This window comes from Pseudoalteromonas sp. 10-33 (assembly GCF_001469195.1).
In the GTDB taxonomy this organism is placed as follows: domain Bacteria; phylum Pseudomonadota; class Gammaproteobacteria; order Enterobacterales; family Alteromonadaceae; genus Pseudoalteromonas.
Window position 1 is genome coordinate 48,037 of sequence record NZ_LOFI01000004.1, and the last position, 20,627, is coordinate 68,663.

Below are 20,627 nucleotides of genomic sequence, written 5' to 3' on the forward strand. Positions count from 1 at the left end.
TACACGCAACAAGGATCCACAATGACAACAACACACCGATTAAAAACGCTTTCAAAAGCAATGCTGTTAGCCACGGCCAGTTTAACTACCGGTGCAGTACTTGCTGAATCGAATAAGCCTGAGCAACTTTATCCGCCAATAACCAGCGAAGTGCTTCCAGAATTAGCCGCTAAAGGCGCCTATAAAGTAGGCGTAAAAACCCTAGATTTAGTTAATCCAGCGCAATTTGATCCCGCAACGCAAAGCCAAAAGGATCGCCCTTTAAAAGTTGAGGTTTGGTATCCGGCAGATAGCAAAGCAAACAAAGCACTAACCAGCTACACAGACATAACACGCTCGGGTAAACAGTTTACTTTACAAGCCGATGCTATGCGCGATGTAGGTGTAAGTAACGCAGAAAACTACCCTGTTATTGTACTTTCGCATGGTTATACCGGCTACCGTACTATTATGTACTACCTTGGTGAGCACTTAGCCTCGCATGGTTACATTGTTGCTGCGCTTGATCATACAGACTCAACAAACGCCCATGTAGATTTTAAAAACGCGCCATTTGCGGGCTTTTTTAGTACCCTTATTAATCGCTCACGCGATCAGCAGTTTGTGATTAATTATTTTAACGAACAAAGCAACTTTGCAAGCGAGCAAGTAGATACAGCTAGCGCAGGTGTTATTGGCTACTCTATGGGTGGATTTGGCGCAGTTAATACGATTGGTGGTTGCTATGCCTTTAACGAGCAAACAACCGCTATGTTTACGGGGATGACTGACCCTGCCCAAATTAAACAAGTGCAGCAATTACTTAATAGCTGTGCAGGCGGACAATATCAAAACCCACAAGTAGACCCTCGTATAAAAACAATGGTGGCTATCGCACCTTGGGGTGGGCAACATAACTTATTTGATGCCAAAGCAATGAAAAATATCAAAGTGCCTTCGCTTTATATTGCAGGTGACTTAGATGATATTTCTGGTTTTGAAGGTATTAAAAACCTTTACAATCAAACTGGCAGCGCCGACAAGTACATGCTTACTTATAAAAATGCCCGCCACAATATTGCACCACACCCAGCCCCTGCTATTGCCCAAAGCAGCAGTGAATTAGATTTAGGTCATTACTACGAACCATCGTGGTCATTGCGCACCATTAACGAAATAAATAAGCACTTTGTACTTGCGATGATGGATTGCCACGTAAAAGGCGTAAGCAGCCAGTGTAAATACCTAGATTTACCTCAAAATGGCGATCAAGCCATTGTTGATGGTAAACCGTTACCGCAGTGGTACGGCTTTGATAACCGCTTTTCTTCAGGTATGGATTGGCAACAAAGTAAACCACGCAGTAAGTAATACTTAATTTAAGCGGCTATAAAACTTAATAGCCGCCTTCACCTTAAAATAATGCCAAATAAAATACCTTTTTATATAAATGAGTTAACTACAAAATGAGAATGTTTGTTTTTTAATCGGCTATTTTAAGAAAAAATCATTGCCATTAACCTTAGTTAAAGGCAATCTAGTCATATATAAGATAAGATAAATAACACAAATATCATGTCAAAATACATACTCTCAATTGATCAAGGGACAACAAGCTCTAGGGCCATCTTGTTTACAAAAGATGCAAACGTTTTTGGGTCAGCACAGCAAGAATTTTCACAGCATTTTCCAAAAAATGGTTGGGTAGAACATGACCCTAACGATATTTGGCAAACAGTGCTCAGCACCAGCCGTGAAGTGCTGGCTAAAAAAGATGTAAAGCCTGAAGAAATTATTGCTATTGGTATCACCAACCAACGTGAAACCACGCTGGTATGGAACAAGAAAACCGGTGAACCAATTTATAACGCCATTGTTTGGCAAGACCGCCGCACCAGTGCTTACTGCGAAAGCCTAAGTACAGAAGAGCTTTGCCAAACGATTAGCGACAAAACAGGCTTACTACTCGACCCTTACTTTTCAGCCACTAAAGTACGCTGGATTTTAGACAACGTAGAAGGCGCCCGCGCACAAGCAGACGCTGGCGAACTAGCCTTTGGTACTGTTGATACTTACTTATTGTGGCACCTAACGGGTGGCAAAGAGCACCGCACCGATGCCACTAACGCATCTCGCACTATGTTATTTAATATTCATACCCAGCAATGGGATCAAGAATTACTCGACCTATTCGACATTCCTAAATCTATGCTGCCACAAGTCATGGATTCAGCAGACGAGTTTGGCTCAACCAGCGACGATATTTTTGGTGCGCCTATTCGTGTTTGTGGGATGGCCGGGGATCAGCAAGCTGCCCTTGTTGGCCATGCGTGTTTTGAACAAGGTATGGCCAAAAGCACCTACGGCACAGGGTGTTTTTTAATGCTTAATACCGGTGAAAAAGCACTCACATCTGAAAACCGCTTACTAACTACGGTCGCTTATAGGCTAAATGGCAAACCTACTTACGCCATTGAGGGCAGCATTTTTATGGCAGGCGCCACTATGCAGTGGATTGTTGAAGGCTTAAAACTATTGAGCCATGCCGGCGAAAGTGAATCATTAGTAAAAGATGTACCGCTTGATCATGGGGTATTTTTAGTGCCCTCATTCACAGGCCTAGGCGCACCGTACTGGGACCCTAACGCACGAGGCGCCATTTTAGGTTTAACACGCGACTCTGGCATTAGCACTATTGTTGCAGCTGCTTTGCAATCGGTGGGATATCAAACCAAAGATTTACAAAAAGCAATGGAACGTGATGGTCTTCGCCCAAGTGTACTGCGCGTAGATGGCGGTATGGTTAAAAATAACTGGGTACTCACCTTTTTATCTAACATTTTAGGTGCAACCGTAGAGCGCCCAACAGTCACCGAAACCACCTCGTTAGGCGTTGCTTATTTAGCCGGCTTACAAGCAGGTACTTACGAGTCAACTGAGCAACTCGCTAAAATGTGGACCTGTGACCGTCGTTTTGAGCCAACTATGAGTGCTGATGAACGAAACGATTTATACGCAAAATGGCAGCATTGTGTCGCGCAAGTTCGCCTATCTAGCGAAGACTGCCAGCAATAGTACTTTTTATACGCCGTTAATGACATTTAGCGGCGTATTAAGCCACTTTTATGCTCGTTAAAGAGCGCATTTTACGAAGTGTGATTTTAAAAAGATCAGGCTAAAAAATTTAAAATCAAAAAGCGCGGTTAGCTATTGTCAAACACTAACGGTCGCTTTATGATGTTTTATGTATTATTTATATTACAAATAAAAAGGTTAGCTCACAGTGGAATTAGCAGATAACGAATATGACTTACTTGTCGTCGGTGGTGGTGTAAACGGCACTGGAATAGCAGCTGATGCAGCTGGCAGGGGTTTAAAGGTATTATTGTGTGAACAATCGGACCTTGCTTGTGCAACATCGTCAAATAGTTCTAAGTTAATCCACGGTGGTTTACGTTACCTTGAGCATTACGAATTTAGATTAGTAAAAGAGGCCTTAGCTGAACGAGAAGTTCTACTTAAAAACGCCCCTCATATTATGTGGCCACTTACCTTTAGATTACCGCACCAATCGCATTTACGCCCTGCTTGGATGATCCGCATTGGCCTATTTATGTACGACAACCTAGCTAAACGCGAAACACTGGCCGGTTCCCGTGGTATTAAGTTTGGCGAAAATAGCGTGCTAGAGCCGTCTATTGTAAAAGGTTTTGAATACTCAGATGGCTGGGTTGATGATTCTCGCTTAGTTATTTTAAATGCCCTTGCTGCACAAGACAAAGGCGCTACCATTGCGACACAAACTAAGTGTGTAAACGCTAAGCGCGAGCAAAATAAGTGGCAAGTTACGCTTGAGCAACAAAGCACAAAGAATAAATACACCGTATCAGCTAAAGGTATTGTTAATGCCGCAGGTCCCTGGGTTGCAAAGTTATTTGATGAAGCGCTAATTGAAAAGTCACCGCAAAATATTCGTCTTGTAAAAGGCAGCCATATTGTTGTGCCACGCATTCACAATGAAAAAGAAGCCTACATTTTACAAAATAAAGACCAACGAATTGTATTTGTTATTCCATTTGAAGATGATTATTCGTTAGTTGGAACAACTGATGTAGAGCATAACGGTGCAGCGCAAGATGTAAAAATTAGCGATGAAGAAATCGATTACTTAATTGATATTACTAACAGCTACTTTAAAAACCACATTAAACGCGAAGACATAGTCCATACTTTTTCAGGTGTACGCCCACTGCTTGATGATGAGTCTATAAATGCACAAGCCGTAACGCGTGACTACAAGCTAGAGCTTTCAAGTGAAGGCAAAAATACTCCACTGTTGAGCGTATTTGGTGGAAAAATTACCACTTATCGTAAACTGGCTGAAGCCGCTGTTGATAAGTTAGAAGACTTTTATCCGCAAATGGGTAAAGCATGGACTAAACACAGCGCATTACCTGGGGGCGACTTTAATAACGTTGAAGCGCTGACTCAAGAACTTAAATCTTTGTACCATTGGCTACCCGAAGTGACGTTAAAACGCTTTGTACGCACTTATGGCACACGCACAAAAATTATTTTAGGCAATGCGACACAACTCAGTGATTTAGGGCATGACTTTGGCCATGGCTTATTTGCAGCTGAAGTTGATTACTTATTAAAGCAAGAATGGGCTGGTAATGCTTACAACATTTTATGGCGTCGCAGTAAACTGGGTTTACGTTTTAGCGATGAGCAGATTACAGTTTTAAATAATTATATTGAAACACTCAATTAATAAGCCGTTTCATTATCACTATTCCCCGTTTTCCCCTTTATGGCTAACAAATTATAAAGGGGCTTTTATTCTTAACTATTCAGCCGACTGATATAGGTAGTTAAACCCACTAAGCGTTGCCGATTTAATATCAAACTCGCTGCATTGCACGCCTATTTTTGTCAGTGCCATAGTAAAACATTTATTTAGTTGTGATGTACCAATAACAACAACGTGCGTATTACTGAGTAGCTGCCATTCACTTGCATAACGCGCTGCTCTTACATCGCTGCCAATTAGTACACCCGATAGGTACGCTTTTGCTTGTACTGGGGTTAGTTCTTTAGACAGTTGGCGTGTTCGCACACTAAAAATACCATGGGCTAAATTTCCGCTATCACTACCCAATGTTAAATCGCAGCCTTGTTCAAACGCTTGCCAATCAAATTCACCCTCAGCGCAATCGTCAGGAATTAATACACTTTGATGGCACAGTAAGTCGTATAACTCGCCGGTCATGGCGGTTTTAAAACAGATTATTTTACCATTGTTGATTAGCACCCACTTGGTATGTGTGCCCGGCAAGCACAGTAAAATTTTACCTGTTTGATACTGTTCATTTTGTTTTAAAAAGCCCAGTATTTGTAGTTCTTCACCGCGCATTACGTCTATAAGCGAGTTTTGCAACGTACATTTTGTACCAGGTAGGGCGTTAATCGTGTGGCCTTCGCAATCAAAACTGACAGCAGCATCAAGCAAGCCCTCAGGGTTAATCGGGCACTCTAGATAAGGGGTTTCATGCCAACCAATCGTTGATGTAATTTGGCCTGCAATATAAATAGGTAATACACCATGCTGCACTGCCCAAGGTGTAATGGCGTTAATGAGTGTTTGTTGAAAGTCTTGGTTAACTTTTACAACACCAGGGCCATCACATTGATCAATTAAAGTTAATTCATCGCCCTCACCTACTTTACATAAGTAAGCGCGTAAATGGCTTGTGCCCCAGTCAACGGCTATAAACAAAGATGAAGTAGTCAAACTTTAAAGCCTCCCACCGTCAATTTTTACGCCTTGCCCGGTGATCATACTGCTTTCATCGGCGGCTAAAAATAACGCTAAATTAGCCACGTCGTCTGGCGTTACTAATTTTTTAAGCGCCATGGCTTCCATCCATTTGACTTGCTCTTCCTCGGTGAACCAGCTTGCTAATTGACGTTCAGTTGCAACCCAGCCCGGTAGTATGGCATTAACGCGAATACCAAACTCACCATAGTCGCGAGCAAGTGCTTTGGTCATGCCTATTAAACCCGCTTTAGCGGTTACATAGCCTGCCATTTGCGGCTGACCCATAATGGCATTAATAGAACTAAAATTAATAATACTGCCAGCACCTTCTTGTTGCATAAACGACATAGCAACTTGAGAAGCAAAAAAAGCAGGATTTAAATTAATCTGTAAGCATTGATCCCAATCTTTAAAGGTCACATCTTCACTGGCTTGACGACGATCGTTTGCAACGTTATTGATAAGTACATTTACGCTACCAAGGGCGGCACATGCATCAACCAATGATCGTTGCAAAGCATTCGAATCAGTGACATCTACTTGTCTGTACCATAAATTAGCATCGGGTAAATCGCTAATAAGCGCTTGCGCTGCTTCATAATCTATATCAATGAATGCCACTTTGGCCTGCTGTTTAACAAACGACTCAACCATTGCTCTGCCAATGCCTGACGCACCCCCAGTGATAAAAATAACCTTGCCAGAAAGGCTGTGATATTGAGCTTGAGTGTTCAAATTAAATTTCCTTACAGCATGTTTTCAGTTCAACTTAAACCTTTTAAAATACGGTTACTTAGAGAAAAAGAGCCAAACCAAGTTGTTATTGCTGTGTTAAAATAATTAGCGATTTAAAAGTTTATACCATATCCTTACGTACATTAATATGATATATGATATATAATTAAGCAATAATGAACTCGGAAATTCGCACGATGAAAACTCAACCTCGCCAAAATTTAACTCACCAATTAACCCATGATTTAGGGTTTGCAATAGTGCGGGGCGTTTACCCAGTAAGTGAAGGACTGCCTTCAGAAGCCGACCTATGTATTAAATACAACGTAAGCCGCAGTGCAACGCGCGAAGCAGTTAAAATGTTGTCGGCGAAGGGGCTTATCTCATCGCGCCCTAAACAAGGTATTCGTGTTTTACCAGAAAGCAGTTGGAATATGTTTGATACCGATGTACTACGTTGGATTTTAAGCAGTAAGCCGTCACTGTCGTTATTAAAAGAATTTACCCAAGTACGTGTTGCGCTGGAACCACAAGCAGCTGCATTAGCTGCGGTAAGTGCCACACCAGAGCAACTTGCAGAAATTGATAACGCACTTGCGCGCATGGCCGATGCCGATGAAGGATTAGACGATCCGTTAGAAGCCGACATAGCTTTCCACACCAGTATTTTAGTAGCGAGTAACAACCGCTTTTTTGTGCAGCTGACTGAATTTATTAGCACCGCTCTTAGAGTAAGTATTCGTTACACTAATCATATCAAAGGTGTACCGGGTGCAGACGTAAATAAACATGCTGATATTTTAGACACAATTAAATCGGGTAACCCCGAGCGCGCTAAAAAAGCGGTCGAAACAATTTTAGAAGAAGCGCTAGAACTCATTGAATCGAAACTCGATTGATGACCAGAAAACACCATTAAAAAAGGAGCTAATGAGCTCCCTTTTTACTGCTTATTATATTTTTATACCAATCCGCTTAATTAAGTGATCTATTCTAGGATAGATAAACGTGTTGATAGCTAGGCAAAAAATTCGCTGTTTAGTTGTTCTAAATGAGAATTTTTTAACGCAGATAGCAACACTTTTAGCCCCTAAAAATGATTAAGTATTATTGCGGATTGGTATTAGTTAGCTCAAAAATAAGTGATGTTTGCGGGAATGAAATTGGCATTTGTAGGCCAAATTCCATCAACGCTTCACCCGTGAAGGTTTGCCCGTTAACGGCTGCAATAGACGAAGGACGGTATTCTTCAAATTGAACAGGCCACACTAAATTAAGTGTATATTGTGTATCTGCATCTAAACCAACAAAACGAAGCTTATTAGGCGCGGTACGTGGTGTTTCGCGTACACTGTTATACGCAAATAACGCTTTTGATTTTTGCTCGTTGATTAAACCAAAGTTAATTGATAAATCGTCGCTATCTAGGCGGTATAAATCGGCGCCATGAATAAAGTCACGGTGCTCTTTGTGCAGTGCAATAGCCGCTTTAAGTGCACTGTATTCGTGATCGGTGAGTTCACGTGGATCCATTTCGATTCCCATGTGGCCAAACATGGATACCGCAGCACGCATTTCAATACTTACATTACGACCAGTGATATGACAATCACGCGGGCCTACGTGTGCCCCCATAACCGACGATGGGAAAAAGAACGAACAACCACGTTGAATTTCAAGGCGGTCAAGCGCATCGTTAGAATCCGACGTCCATACACGGTCTGTATGTGCTAGCACACCGTAATCTACACGTGCACCACCTGATGAACAGCTTTCTATTTCAAGGCCTGGGTGCGCTGCTTTAATACGATCAATTAAACGATACAGTGCCAGTGTTTGTTGATGCACTGCTGGTTTTCCATCGAAGTTACCCGCATGGTTAATATCGCGGTTCATATCCCACTTAATGTATTTAATAGTTGGGTATTCAACCAAAATATCGTCAATGGCTTTGTATAAGTATTCAACTACCTCTTTGCGCGTTAAATCAAGCACAAGCTGGTTTCTGAAGCTTAGCTGCTCGTTATTTTCTGAGCCTAATACCCAATCAGGATGAGCACGATATAAATCGCTATCTGGGTTTACCATTTCTGGTTCAAACCAAATACCAAACTCCATACCTAAGCTGTTTACATGGTCGATGACTGGCGATAAGCCATCTGGGTAAATTTCGTAATCTACTGTCCAATCACCTAAGCCAGCATTGTCGCCACGGCGGCCTTTAAACCAACCATCATCCAGTACAAAGCGCTCAATACCTAAAGGAGCTACTTTGTCGGCAAGCTGCTTTAACGTGTCTACATCGTGGTCAAAGTATATACCTTCCCACGTGTTGTAGTGTACTGGGCGTGTTTTTTCGCGTTGTGCTTGGCTAAGTAAATTAGCTTTAACAAAGCGGTGGAAATTGCGTGAAAGCGCACTAAAGCCATCGCTTGAAAACGATCCATAAATACTCGGGCTTTGATACGTTTGACCTTTAGCAAGGGTAAGCTCGCCAGGTAGTAATAACTCGCCCATTTGCACATAACGTCGCCCTTCAGGTAGGAGCTCTGCACGTAGTTTATTGTTACCACTCCACCCTAAATGAAAACCGTAACATTCGCCATGCTGCTCGCCTGCATTTTCGTTATGTACTATCAAACCTGGGAATACATCATGTGATGTTTTGCCTTTGCGGTTTTCACGAACAAAGCTGCCTAATACTAAATCAACAGATTGACGTTGAAATTCGTTTGACCAGCGCCCTTCAAAACTGACTATTTTGCTGACGCTATCTGGTAATTGAAATGTTGGCGCTGCACAAAAACTTACGCTTAGTGGTGAGTCACCTAAATTAGTTAACACGGTGTGTGCACTTAAAACATTTGTGTTGTTATCAAGCGTAATACTATGAACGACTTCAATTCCACGTAGTGTATCTTCACTTACAAACTCAAGTGTTGCTGATGATGGCTGACGCACCTCCTTGAGTGTAGGCCCTACAGACCAAGCAATAGAATCGTTGACAAGCTCAAGACCAGGTGCACCAGTAAAGCCCTCACCTAACAGAGGAGAAAGAGAAATAGGCGCTTCTTCAACTACTGCACATTTTACTTCTTGACGGGTAGCAAGTTGAGTAAGCATTAACTCAGTTGTTTGCGCAGATAGACGTTTACCAAAATACAGTAACGCAGGTGTTTTGCTTTGGCAGTTGAAAATAACGGTGCTGTTTACACTGTCTAATCGATAAAATGATTTAGTGTTGGCCATGATTTTCCTATCCTCTTCTTCATTGTGTGATTTATTAATATACCGAGGTAATGTTTGTGATATGCGTAGCTAGGCCTCAGAGTTTTTAGGCATAAGCTATCAGACAGCAGCCTCATATAGTAGTATATATCATATAAATTAAGTTTTAACAGTTTTAATCTCGCAAATAAAGATGAAACCACGAGCTATAAAATTTATAACTCATACTGATTCACTTATCTGAATTTGAAATAATAAACCTTTGGACAAGAGTTTAGGTTTTCTATGCGGTAATTAAATATTTTAAAATAAAAACCGGCCAAAGCTTAACTTTGGCCGATTATGTCTACGTTAGTTACTTATTGCTGAGTTGTTTATTGTTTTACTGTGTTGTCAATTGCTGAAGATTTACCAGCCCATTGCGCGTTTAATCCAAACACAACTTTATTCACAGTTAATGCAAATGCGACACACACAAACAACGTTACCGGCATTAAGTGAATGTAGTGAATAGTAGTGTGAAGCGGTGAGCTTTCAAATGTCAGCATTCCGTACATCACAACACCTAAAATTACTGCGGCAATACCTGCTCGCGCATCCACATTTTTAAACAACAAGCCAACCACAAAAATTGAAAATATAGGCATACTTAGTAAGCCGTTTAGCTGCTGTAGTAAGTTAATAATACTGTCGGCTTGCTGGTATATAGGCACAAGCACCAGCGTCAAACTAGTTAATAATAATGTTACATAACCACTTAGCTTTACTACACTTGGTTCTTTATTAAAATATGCTTCGTGAATATCACACACATATAATGCCGTAGATGAGTTTAGTAAACTGTTATAAGTTGAAAGCACTGCTGCGGCCATTGCTGCAGCAAACACACCCGTTAACCATGTAGGCATAACATCACCTACAATACGTCCGTATGCGGCATCACCAATGTCGCCATACAACTTGTAGGAAATAATACCAGGTAATACTACAATTGCCGGAACAATCAAAAGGCGAATGCCTGCTGCCGCAAATATCCCTTTTTGCGCTTCTTTGACATTGGGTGCTGCCATAGCGCGCTGGGTAATCGTTTGATTAGTTCCCCAGTAAAACATCTGAATGAATATCATACCAGTCAGTAGCGTTGGCCAAGGGATAGGCGAATCAGGCCCGCCAATTAAAGTTAAGCGCTCTTGTGGGATATCGCTAAAGTCATAATCGATGGCGTTAAGCGCTAAGAACACTACAAGTATTGCCATACCGAGCACCAGTAACCCGTTGTAAGTATCCGACACCGCAACAGCGCGCAGACCGCCAAAAAAGGCATAAATGGCACCTACAATAGCGAATGCGGTCGCGATGTACATGAGTGGAATATCAACTTTAAACATAGTTTGCATAAATAGCGCACCCGAGTAAATTACCGCAGGCATGTAAATGAGTGCATTTCCTGTAAAAAACAAACTGCCAATAACGGCGCGGATATGCTTGTTGTTATAGCGCTTTTCTAATAATTCAGTCGTTGTTGTACAGTTATATTTGTAATAAACCGGAATAAACACTTTAGCCAATAATATTAGACCTATAATCGCCGCAAGCTCCCACCAAACTAACAAAGCCATTTGGTTACCATTCATGCCAACTAACTGGTCTGTACTTAAATTAGTAAGAGTGATTGAACCGGCAACAAATATCCAGGTTAAACCGCCTCCTGCTAGAAAATATTCTTTATTTTGAGTTTGCTCACTACGTCCCTGATCGCGACATTTTAAGTATGTAAATAAACCAATTAGGCTCGTTACAATAGCAAAAACTAACACTTGGATCATACTATCAGACATTTTTACTCTCCTGCATTAGCGCGCATTTGCACACCTAATATCGTATTTTCTGAGCAATGGTTATGTTGTTTAATTAAGCGGTTAACTTGAACTAGCGACGATAACATTGCATGGATAGGTAATAAGTAATTTTGTTTATTAAGCTCAACAATATCAGTGTCTGGCAGTTTTCTTAGCACTTCTTCGTCGATTGTGTAGACACCTTTTACTCGTGTTTTCTTTCCATCACTAAAATTAATAACCAATTCTATTTCTTTAAGTAAGCTCAAAGAGAGTAACTTTTGGGTAAATTCATGTGAAACCTGTTCCTGCTGATAGTACTCACTCATTTTATCTTGAACTTGATGCAAAAATTGGCTCGGTTCGCCATTTTGAAATAAAGCTTCGCCCTGTGAATTATTCACATAGTCACTTTGTTCACTTATGTAAATAGTGAGTGTTTTATCTTTTTCTGGATCTGGCCCTAACTCGAACGGGGCTCGTAAAAACGCTGAAGGAACATGAACTGCTAGCCACTCTTGTTCTGTGAAGAACACATTGTGACCAGCGACTAAACCAAGCAATCCGACAGCGCGAAATTGCCCTTGAGTAGGCTCTTTCATATAAACAACGGGAAAGCTACTCGCAGCTGCGCCAAACTCATGAACAACTAATGATGCGTGGTGATGATTCTTTGAAAAGGCGAAATTGCTATGTGGTTTTATTTTTATATCCTGATGTTTTACAGGATCAAGTAGTACATAGTTAGACATGTTTATCTCTCGTCAAAGGGAATTACAGTTTTGCAAAACCCAATGAATTTACTTTATTAATAAGATCTCTGTGAGTGGGCAAATTATATTTCAGCTGATCTATACGTATTTTTGTCATCTGTAGCTGTTTTTTTGCTAGCTCACCTTGATTATAAATATGTTCCATTTGACTAAAGTCAGACTTAAACCCAACACCATATAAGATGTACTGATAGCTAGCAGCACTAAATGCTTCTACGTTATCAGTAAAGTCATACTCGCTTGGCGAGCTATAACGCCAAATAGACAATAACTCTTGTAAAGAATTAGGAATACTCTGTGTATCGCGATGCTCAAGCCAAAACGGCTCAGTACGCTCACTCAAAGCATAATGTAACTTAAGAAAATCAATTACACCGCGCCACTTTTTCAACATGATCGCATTAAAACGTTTTGCAGTAATAGGCATTAACTCTTTATTTGCAGGCAGTTGATCCGCGATATAATTTGCAGACGCTTCAATAAGCATAAGCGCTGATGCCTCTAGTGGTTCTAAAAACCCTGAAGCTAAGCCAACAGCAACACAATTATTCTTCCAGAAAATTTTTCGGTGCCCTGGTTTGAAATTTATTTTTTTCGCTGTTTTTACCTCTTCCAAACCAACGTAATTCGCAAGTGTTTTGCGAGCTTGTTCTTCTGAACAATGTTTACTCGAATACACATAACCAACACCACGGCGTTCTTGTAAGCCAATATCCCATATCCAACCTGCCTCTTGAGCTGTTGAAATAGTATGACAAGCAATAGGATCATGTTCATTGATATAAGGAACTTGGGTGGCTATGGCCGTATCAGCTAAAAAAACATCATCGCATGGAACAAACGGAACTTTTAGAGTTTCACCTAGCAACAAGCTTCGCATGCCTGAGCAATCTACAAATAAATCAGCTAGTTGTGCGCCATGTTCTTTGGTCTGTAAACAAGTGATATCACCACATGAAGCTTGCTCAATACGCTCAACGGTATCGCTAATGTGCTCAACACCAAGTTCACTAATACAGTGCTTTCGTAATAAAGTGATAAACTTTGCCGCATCTAAATGGTAGCCATAGTTAGCTATCACTTCGTACTCTTTATTCGCAATAGTTTTCGGAGCTAAACCCTGTTCACATAAATATTGCTGAAAGCTGACGGCTTCAGAAAACGAGCAAGTAGGCTCAACTACAGACTGCCAGTAAGGTGCTGGATCAACTTTATTAAACCCTTGAGGTTCTGTAAACGGGTGATAATAGACATCACCTTTTGCATTTACCCAGTTTACAAACTTACTAGCTTGTTTGAAAGTAGCTCCGCATTCACGCATAAATTGCGTTTCTGAAATTCCCAACTGTGCTAATGTTTTACGCATTGTTGGCCATGTACCCTCGCCAACGCCAACTACTGAAATTTCAGGCGATTCAATTAGGGTAACTTTTATACCTTGGTTGGAAAGGTTGCTAGCGTGTTTCTTTGCAAGAATGCCTGCAGTTATCCACCCTGCTGTACCACCACCCAGGACAATAATTCGATTAATAACACCAGACAAAGCGTTTACCTTTTCATTGCATGTTAAACTTTAAGAAAAAAGGGGGTAAATCCCCCCTTTAAACTTACATCATAACCTGACTAGAACGAGCCTCGAATACCTAGTGCATAGCGAGAACCTGAACGAACTTGTTCAGTAAAGTGACTTGCTAAGCTACCGTGTTTAGACGTGTACTCATCAGTAATATTGATACCTTCAAGAATAACTGTAAGGTTGTCGTTTATGTCATAACTGGCGCTAATATCCCACTGTCCATAAGTATCTACGTACTCAGGCTCACCAGTATCACCGTTACGAAGAGTTTGTAAAAACGATTCACGGTTATTGTAAGCAATACGAGCTTGGAAACCGTCTTTTTCATAGAAACCAATTAAGTTTTGTGAATCACCTAATCCTTCTAACTGAAAGCCATCTTCACTATCACTATTAACAATAGTTGCATTTGCTTGGAATCCAAAACCATTTTCAAACGTATGAGTCCAGGCCATTTCTAGACCTTCAACTTGTGCAGTCGCACCATTACGTGGACGACTTACTTCAAAATCATAGCTTCCACTTGCTAAAGAGAAAGACTCTGTAGCCGGCGTTACTGTGATAAAGCCTTCAACATCTTTGCTGAAAATACCAAAAGATACGGCGCTTGCATCATCATAGTACCACTCGTATGACATATCCCAGTTTGTTGATAGGAATGGAGTCAAATTAGGGTTACCACCGCTCGCCAGTAAAATATCTGGACGGGTTGTGCCTATATTTGTAACTGGACGCATTGCTTCTAATGTCGGACGAGTAATCGTTTCTGAGTAAGCAAAACGTAACAACATATCATCTTCAACTTCAAACTTAGCGTTTAAGCTAGGAAGTAAGTTGGTGTAAGAGTTTTTAAGCGTAATTGGAACAGAAGCTCGTTGACCGTTTGCATCTTCAATGTAAACTTGGTCAAGGATTGTACCGTCTAGTGGATTTTGAGCAATATCAACTAATGTAGCCTGATTACCCGATGCTGTAGTTGTAGTTTCACTGTAGCGAACACCAACATTTACAGTCCAAGGTATATCACCTAAATCACCTTGGAATACAAAGTCAGCATAAGCAGAAAATATTTCTTCTTCTATTTCAAAACTTGTACCTAACTCAACCGGCGTATAACCATTTAACGCTGCAAACGCTGCAATATTTGCATCTGCATCATCACCGCGGTTGGCTGACTGACCAGAAATAGCGGCATCAGATTCTAAGTACGATAAGTAATCATCTACGTTGTAACCAAAGAATGATGATGGAATACCATTAAACCAACCATTTGGTGTAACTAGATATGCTAAGTCATCTGGAACATCTAGACCGTAACCACAGTAGAAACAATTTGGTAAGCTTGGCGATTGGAATACTTTTGCTTCTTTTGTTCTATCTTGTGTATACACACCGTAGCGTAATTGAGTAAACGTTTCGCTATTTGGTGTATAGGTGAAATCTGCACGCATTTCTGTGATTTCATCAGTACGCTCATCACCTCCACGCTCTACGTAGTGCGCACGAAGTTTACTTGAGTCTGCTTGAGTGAATGGGCCGTTAATTCCATCAGAAGATAAACCCGGTAAATCACCACCACCAGTGAAGTCATATGTATAACCGTTTGCGTAACCCATTACGGTGAAAACACGGCTTTGATCGCCACTTAAATCTTCAGCTTTAGACGTAGAAATATCGATATCTACTTTTAATTGATCTGTTAGTTTCCAATCAGCATTAAAGCCAAAAGATTGAATTTTAACGTTGCGGTCTAAACCTTGTTGAACAAAGTCAGTTGCACCTGAGCCCCCACCATTTGGATCGTCAAACGCATTGTGTGACCAATAAGTCACTGTTTCTGTTGATGGATCTACCTGAAAATCACGGAAGTTACCTGGAGTAAACCAGTTTGCATAGTTACTTACTTGAGACTCAACTTCAAATTTTGAATAAATACCGTCAAACGTTAAAGTTAGATCATCGCTAGCAGCGTATTGAAATACCAGTGTACCACTTGTGCGCGTGCGGTCTTCAACGTTTGAAGTTAAATCTAAATTACGTGGTACCCATACATTAAATGCTTCTTTACCTGTACCTGCAGCAGCATCAAAGTCATTTGTTTGGATACGATCGACACGGTAAAAGCCACGTGTATCAGCTTGGTTAATTTGTGCATCACGCTTTTGTACTGATAAAGAGGCTAGTACGCCTAATTTATCTTCCATAAAAGTGTCACTTATGAGACCTGAAAATGCAGGGGTTGTGCTTTCAGATAAGCTGTCGTAAGTTGCTTTTACATTACCCACAGCTTTGAAACCGTCCAAGTCAAAAGGTTTAGCTGTATTTAAATTAATGTATGAACCAATACCACCTTCTTGATTAGCAGCATTTGATGTTTTGTAGATATCTGCACCTGAAATTAGCTCTGAAGCAAGTGTGTCGAAGCTAAACTCACGGCCAGCTCTTTCCGACGCCATTTGACGGCCATTAACAGTAACCAAGTTAAACTGAGGGCCAAAACCACGCACTGATATAAGCTGACCTTCACCACCGCTACGGTCAATAGCAACACCCGTAATACGTTGTAGTGACTCTGCTACGTTTTGATCAGGAAATTTACCAATATCTTCCGCCGAAATACCATCAGAAACGATGAGCGCTTCTTTCTTATCAGAAAAAGAACGCTTAAGGCTACTTATTAAGCCACGAACTTCAATGACTTCGATATCTTTTTCTGCTGTAGTCTCTTCAGCCCCTTGAGCTGCAACATGCCCGCTTGCCAGTACACCAGCGATGGCTAAACTGAGCGCGGTTTTCTTGTTGAACGATAAATTATTGTTAATTATCATTTTTTAAAAACTCCTGATTGTGTGTAGTTATTTTGTCGTTGTGTTGGTTGAATAGTTTCAAAACTATCTCAAATACTATTTATATTATAAATACTTTAAAACAAGAAAAAGTGCAACCTTTTTCTTAATATTAGGCATCATTTTGTTACTATGGATTTTCTTTCTGTTTTCTTTTTTTTAACATAAAACCCAACATTAAAGTGTTGAGTTTAATTACGAAAATGCATAAATAATAACCTGACTGTATTCTTCATCAGGCAATAAGCTAGCTTTTGGATAATTTTCGCGATTGGGCGCATCAGGCCAATTCTGTGCTTCAAGACACAGTGCTTGGCGTGGCTTGAAAGGGTCACTAACAAAATTAGCTGTGTATAATTGCATACCCGGCTGAGTACTTAAGAGCGTTAAACTAATGCCGGTTTGCTGTGACATTAATGTAGCCATTATATGAAGACGGTTATCATTTTCGAATACATAGCAGTGATCTAACCCATTGGCCGCACCTAATTGTGTATCACTTTGCGACAATGCATCTTTTACTAATTTTGGCTTAATAAAATCAAAGCAGCTATTTGCAACGGGAGCAGGTTCACCTAATGGAATGCTGTGCTCGTTAATGGGTAAGTAGTGGGTTGCATTTACCTGCAGTAAATGGTTGGCAATGGTGTCGCTGCCCTCAAGATTAAAATAACAATGGTTGGTAAAGTTAACGAGAGTTTCTTTGTTACACGTTGCTTTAAACTTAAGTGAAAGTTGCCCATTTTCTGCAGTGATGGTTTGCCATACTTTTAATTGGCCCGGAAATCCCTGCTCGCCATCCTCTGAGCAATAATAAAGTTCAACTTCACTATCTGTTTGCTGAATCACTTGCCACTGCGCTTTATTAAAGCCCTTCACACCACCATGCAGACTATTTGGCCCATTATTTTTATCGAGTTGGTAATCTGTTCCGGCTAAAGTAAAACGCCCTTCTGCAATGCGGTTTGCATACCGGCCCACTGTTGCACCTAAATAAAATGGGTTTTGAAGATAATAGTGCGGATCGTCGACGCTGAGCGTCATTTCTTGGTTTTTAAATTTAATGCTTTTGATTATTGCGCCAAATGGCAATATTTCGGCAGTTAAATGCTTAGCGTCACTAAGCTGTATAACCTGCATTGGTTCATCAATGGTTGTCATCGTCACGCACATTCCCCAAAAGTTACCTAAATAACTATATTAGTTAGATAAGGCAGCTATATATATTATAAATAGTATATAACTCATATTGGTAACTCAATTAAAAAACGTTAAATTTTTTAATAAAATTTACAATTGCGTTATTTATTTAACGTTAATACTGACTACCTTTCAGCTATTGGCTCTCAATTATTTATAATGAGCTAAGTTGAAATGTGCGTAACCCCGCAATATCGGTTTGTAAATTAAGCCATATGCTGCTCAAGTGCTGCTTTTTCTTCAGTGCTCAATGCGCGCTTAACTTTTTCAGTAAAGTCGTACCTGACCATAACGACCTTGCCAATTGCGCAGCATTTATTATGCTGAAATGCCTCTTGCTTAAGTACAAAAGAGCTAGTGCCTATGTGTTCTACAGAGGTTTTAATCGTGATCTCGTGGCCATAGAATAACTCCCCTACAAACGACACCTCTATTTTGGCAATAATTAGCTTCCAATCATGTGGGTTTAAGTCTGGCGTAAAAAATTTAAAAATAGGTACGCGTGCGGCTTCAAACCACACGGGTAGTACGGTATTGTTGATGTGTCCGAGTGCATCTGTTTCGCTAAAGCGCGGTATCACTTTTTCAGTAAACATATTAATCCAAAAATAATTATACAAAGGTAAACCATGACGGACTTTATTCGCGTTTATGAAAACGCATTGAGCGATGATTTTTGTGAAAATTTTATTAATACGTTCACGCAAAGCCCGCATGTAAAACAAGGGGTTACATCAGGCGGTGTTGATTTAAAGAAAAAAGACAGCCACGACCTGCACCTAAATAGTCACCCCGAATATGCAGAGCAATTAAAACACATACAACAAACGACTGCACAACATGTTTTTAACTATATTGAAGAACATATTTTTATGATGATTGGCGCCTTTGGCTTAAAGGTTTATCATCCAAAAACGGGGGAGGTCATTGATTTAACTCAAGAGAACTTTGAAGAAGTAGGCAAACCACAGCTCCCTGTCCTTGTGCAGCAAATATTTAGATTAGGCAACATTCAAGCGCAGAAATACGAGGTAAATAAAGGGGGGTACCCATACTGGCACAGCGAAGTGTATCCGCAGTTACAACACAATGAAGCACTGCATCGTGTATTATTGTTTATGTTTTACTTAAACGATGTAGAAGAAGGTGGAGAAACGGAGTTTTATTATCAAAACCGTAAAATAGCTCCTAAAAAAGGCGCTATGGTAATAGCGCCTGGTTACTTTACGCATACACATAGAGGCAATAAGCCAGTATCAAACGATAAGTATATTTTAACCTCGTGGGTGCTATTTAACCGTGCAGAGCAAATATATGGTGCGCCTAATAGCTAAACCAATAAAAAAGCCATAAGTAACACTTATGGCTTTTTTATATATTTAATAGACGAACTCTTTAACCAAGTAGCTCGTCAAACATATCAAACAGCTTATCAAGCTCTTCGACTGTGTTGTAGTGCATACAACCAATACGTACTACACCGCCTTTATCAAGCACGTTTAACTGCTTACACAAACCTTGCGCGTAAAAATGTCCATCCCACACACATATATGCTGTTTGCCTAAAAACTCTGAAACGGCGCGAGGCTCAAGCCCTTCAAATGTTAAAGCAAACGTAGGGGTACGTTCGTTTAAGCGATCAAAGTCATCAATACCGTACAATTTTATACGAGGGTAGTTAACCAAACGCGTTAAAAAATGCTCACTAAGCGCCATCTCATGCTGTTTGGTTTTAGCAAACGCCACGCTTAGCTTTTCGCGGCGCGTATGGCCATCATCAAGCTCGCTTATTGCAGCAATGTAATCAACAGCAGCAACAAAGCCTGCCATTGCTTCAAAGCTTTGGGTACCGGTTTCCCAGCGTCCCGGCGCTTCATCTTTAGCGGGTTCGACTTTATAAGGTGTAAAACCTTCTAAGTGCTCAGTTTTACCAAAAACCATACCTAAGTGCGGGCCAAAAAACTTATATGCCGAGCAGGCTAAAAAGTCACAATTAAGTGCCTGTACGTCAATAAGCTCATGCGGCGCATAATGCACAGCATCAACATACACAAGAGCGCCTACAGCATGAGCAAGCTCTATAATACGTTTAATGTCGTTAATTGAGCCTGTGGTATTTGAGGCATAGGTAACAGCCACCAACTTAGTCTTGCTGTTTAATAAGCTTTCAAACTGCGTCATATCTAGGCTGCAATCGGCTTCATTAATCAAGGCAGTATTAACCTTAACGCCTTTATCTTCTGCGGCTTGCTGCCATGACGATACATTTGAGAAGTGATCGGCGTTAGTCACGATAATCTCATCACTTGCCTGCCAATTTCGCGAAATAGCACGGCTAAAACTAAAGGTAAGGCTGGTCATGTTAGGGCCAAACACTATATTTTGAGCGCTTGGCGCATTGAGTAAATCTGCTGCAGCTTGGCGGGCATTTGCCATTAACTCAACGGTTTTGTCACTTGAAAAAAACGCACCGCCCAGGTTTGAGTTGTAGTGCCCTAAATAAGCAGACATAGCATTAAGCACTGACTGAGGCACTTGAGAGCCACCTGGGCCGTCTAAAAATATTGGCGATTTACCATCAACGGTTTGTATTAGTGCAGGAAACTGCTCACGTAATTGCGCTATGTTCAT

At 40.7% G+C, this 20,627-nt stretch carries 15 protein-coding genes; 5 read left to right on the plus strand and 10 right to left on the minus strand.

All coding sequences use genetic code 11. From position 1 onward, the window contains the following. The first annotated feature begins 21 nt into the window (after positions 1 to 21). The 3 genes from ATS76_RS04935 (at position 22) to glpD (ending at position 4,753) form a co-directional block, all read left to right on the plus strand. Positions 22 to 1,350, plus strand: a complete 1,329-nt coding sequence (locus tag ATS76_RS04935) for an alpha/beta hydrolase family protein (RefSeq protein WP_058551289.1) — start codon at positions 22 to 24, stop codon at positions 1,348 to 1,350. Positions 1,351 to 1,554: 204 nt separating this feature from the next. Beyond that, positions 1,555 to 3,054, plus strand: coding sequence for a glycerol kinase GlpK (gene glpK, locus ATS76_RS04940; protein WP_058551290.1), 1,500 nt, complete (start codon positions 1,555 to 1,557; stop codon positions 3,052 to 3,054). A 208-nt stretch (positions 3,055 to 3,262) separates the two neighbouring features. Further along, on the plus strand, positions 3,263 to 4,753 hold the full coding sequence (glpD, locus tag ATS76_RS04945) for a glycerol-3-phosphate dehydrogenase (protein ID WP_058551291.1): 1,491 nt from the start codon (positions 3,263 to 3,265) through the stop codon (positions 4,751 to 4,753). 75 nt (positions 4,754 to 4,828) lie between these two features. Here the strand turns inward: glpD and ATS76_RS04950 are convergent, their stop codons facing one another. Both ATS76_RS04950 and ATS76_RS04955 read right to left on the minus strand, forming a co-directional pair. Then, the gene (locus ATS76_RS04950; RefSeq protein ID WP_058551292.1) at positions 4,829 to 5,773 is read right to left on the minus strand and encodes a 2-dehydro-3-deoxygalactonokinase; all 945 of its coding nucleotides are present in this window, start codon (positions 5,771 to 5,773) and stop codon (positions 4,829 to 4,831) included. A 3-nt stretch (positions 5,774 to 5,776) separates the two neighbouring features. After that, positions 5,777 to 6,535: an SDR family NAD(P)-dependent oxidoreductase gene (locus ATS76_RS04955; RefSeq protein ID WP_058551293.1), complete on the minus strand. Its 759-nt coding sequence runs from the start codon at positions 6,533 to 6,535 to the stop codon at positions 5,777 to 5,779. Positions 6,536 to 6,732: 197 nt separating this feature from the next. On the opposite strand from ATS76_RS04955, the gene ATS76_RS04960 reads away from it, so the two are divergent. Further along, positions 6,733 to 7,434, plus strand: a complete 702-nt coding sequence (locus tag ATS76_RS04960; protein WP_058405957.1) for a FadR/GntR family transcriptional regulator — start codon at positions 6,733 to 6,735, stop codon at positions 7,432 to 7,434. Positions 7,435 to 7,642: 208 nt separating this feature from the next. Here ATS76_RS04960 and ATS76_RS04965 read toward each other — a convergent pair whose 3' ends face one another. The 7 genes from ATS76_RS04965 to ATS76_RS04995 all read right to left on the minus strand — a co-directional run bounded on the left by ATS76_RS04965 (position 7,643) and on the right by ATS76_RS04995 (position 18,592). Next, positions 7,643 to 9,784 (minus strand): alpha-galactosidase, encoded by a 2,142-nt coding sequence (locus tag ATS76_RS04965; RefSeq protein ID WP_058551294.1) that lies wholly within the window; start codon positions 9,782 to 9,784, stop codon positions 7,643 to 7,645. 353 nt (positions 9,785 to 10,137) lie between these two features. After that, a complete protein-coding gene (locus tag ATS76_RS04970; protein ID WP_058551295.1) occupies positions 10,138 to 11,601 on the minus strand; it encodes an SLC5 family protein in 1,464 nt (487 codons plus the stop codon). Positions 11,602 to 11,603: 2 nt separating this feature from the next. Next, positions 11,604 to 12,353 (minus strand): SapC family protein, encoded by a 750-nt coding sequence (locus tag ATS76_RS04975; protein ID WP_058551296.1) that lies wholly within the window; start codon positions 12,351 to 12,353, stop codon positions 11,604 to 11,606. 22 nt (positions 12,354 to 12,375) lie between these two features. After that, positions 12,376 to 13,917, minus strand: coding sequence for a tryptophan halogenase family protein (locus ATS76_RS04980; RefSeq protein WP_058551297.1), 1,542 nt, complete (start codon positions 13,915 to 13,917; stop codon positions 12,376 to 12,378). A gap of 80 nt (positions 13,918 to 13,997) precedes the next feature. Continuing rightward, positions 13,998 to 16,778 (minus strand): TonB-dependent receptor, encoded by a 2,781-nt coding sequence (locus ATS76_RS04985; RefSeq protein ID WP_152995625.1) that lies wholly within the window; start codon positions 16,776 to 16,778, stop codon positions 13,998 to 14,000. Positions 16,779 to 16,991: 213 nt separating this feature from the next. After that, complete coding sequence (locus tag ATS76_RS04990) at positions 16,992 to 17,957, minus strand: aldose epimerase family protein (RefSeq protein ID WP_058551298.1); 966 nt, start codon at positions 17,955 to 17,957, stop codon at positions 16,992 to 16,994. A gap of 245 nt (positions 17,958 to 18,202) precedes the next feature. Next, a complete protein-coding gene (locus tag ATS76_RS04995; protein ID WP_058551299.1) occupies positions 18,203 to 18,592 on the minus strand; it encodes an acyl-CoA thioesterase in 390 nt (129 codons plus the stop codon). A gap of 33 nt (positions 18,593 to 18,625) precedes the next feature. Between ATS76_RS04995 and ATS76_RS05000 the strand changes: the two genes are divergently transcribed. Further along, positions 18,626 to 19,330, plus strand: coding sequence for a 2OG-Fe(II) oxygenase (locus tag ATS76_RS05000; RefSeq protein ID WP_058551300.1), 705 nt, complete (start codon positions 18,626 to 18,628; stop codon positions 19,328 to 19,330). A 61-nt stretch (positions 19,331 to 19,391) separates the two neighbouring features. On the opposite strand, the gene ATS76_RS05005 is transcribed toward ATS76_RS05000, so the two are convergent. Beyond that, on the minus strand, positions 19,392 to 20,627 hold the full coding sequence (locus tag ATS76_RS05005; RefSeq protein ID WP_058551301.1) for a cysteine desulfurase-like protein: 1,236 nt from the start codon (positions 20,625 to 20,627) through the stop codon (positions 19,392 to 19,394).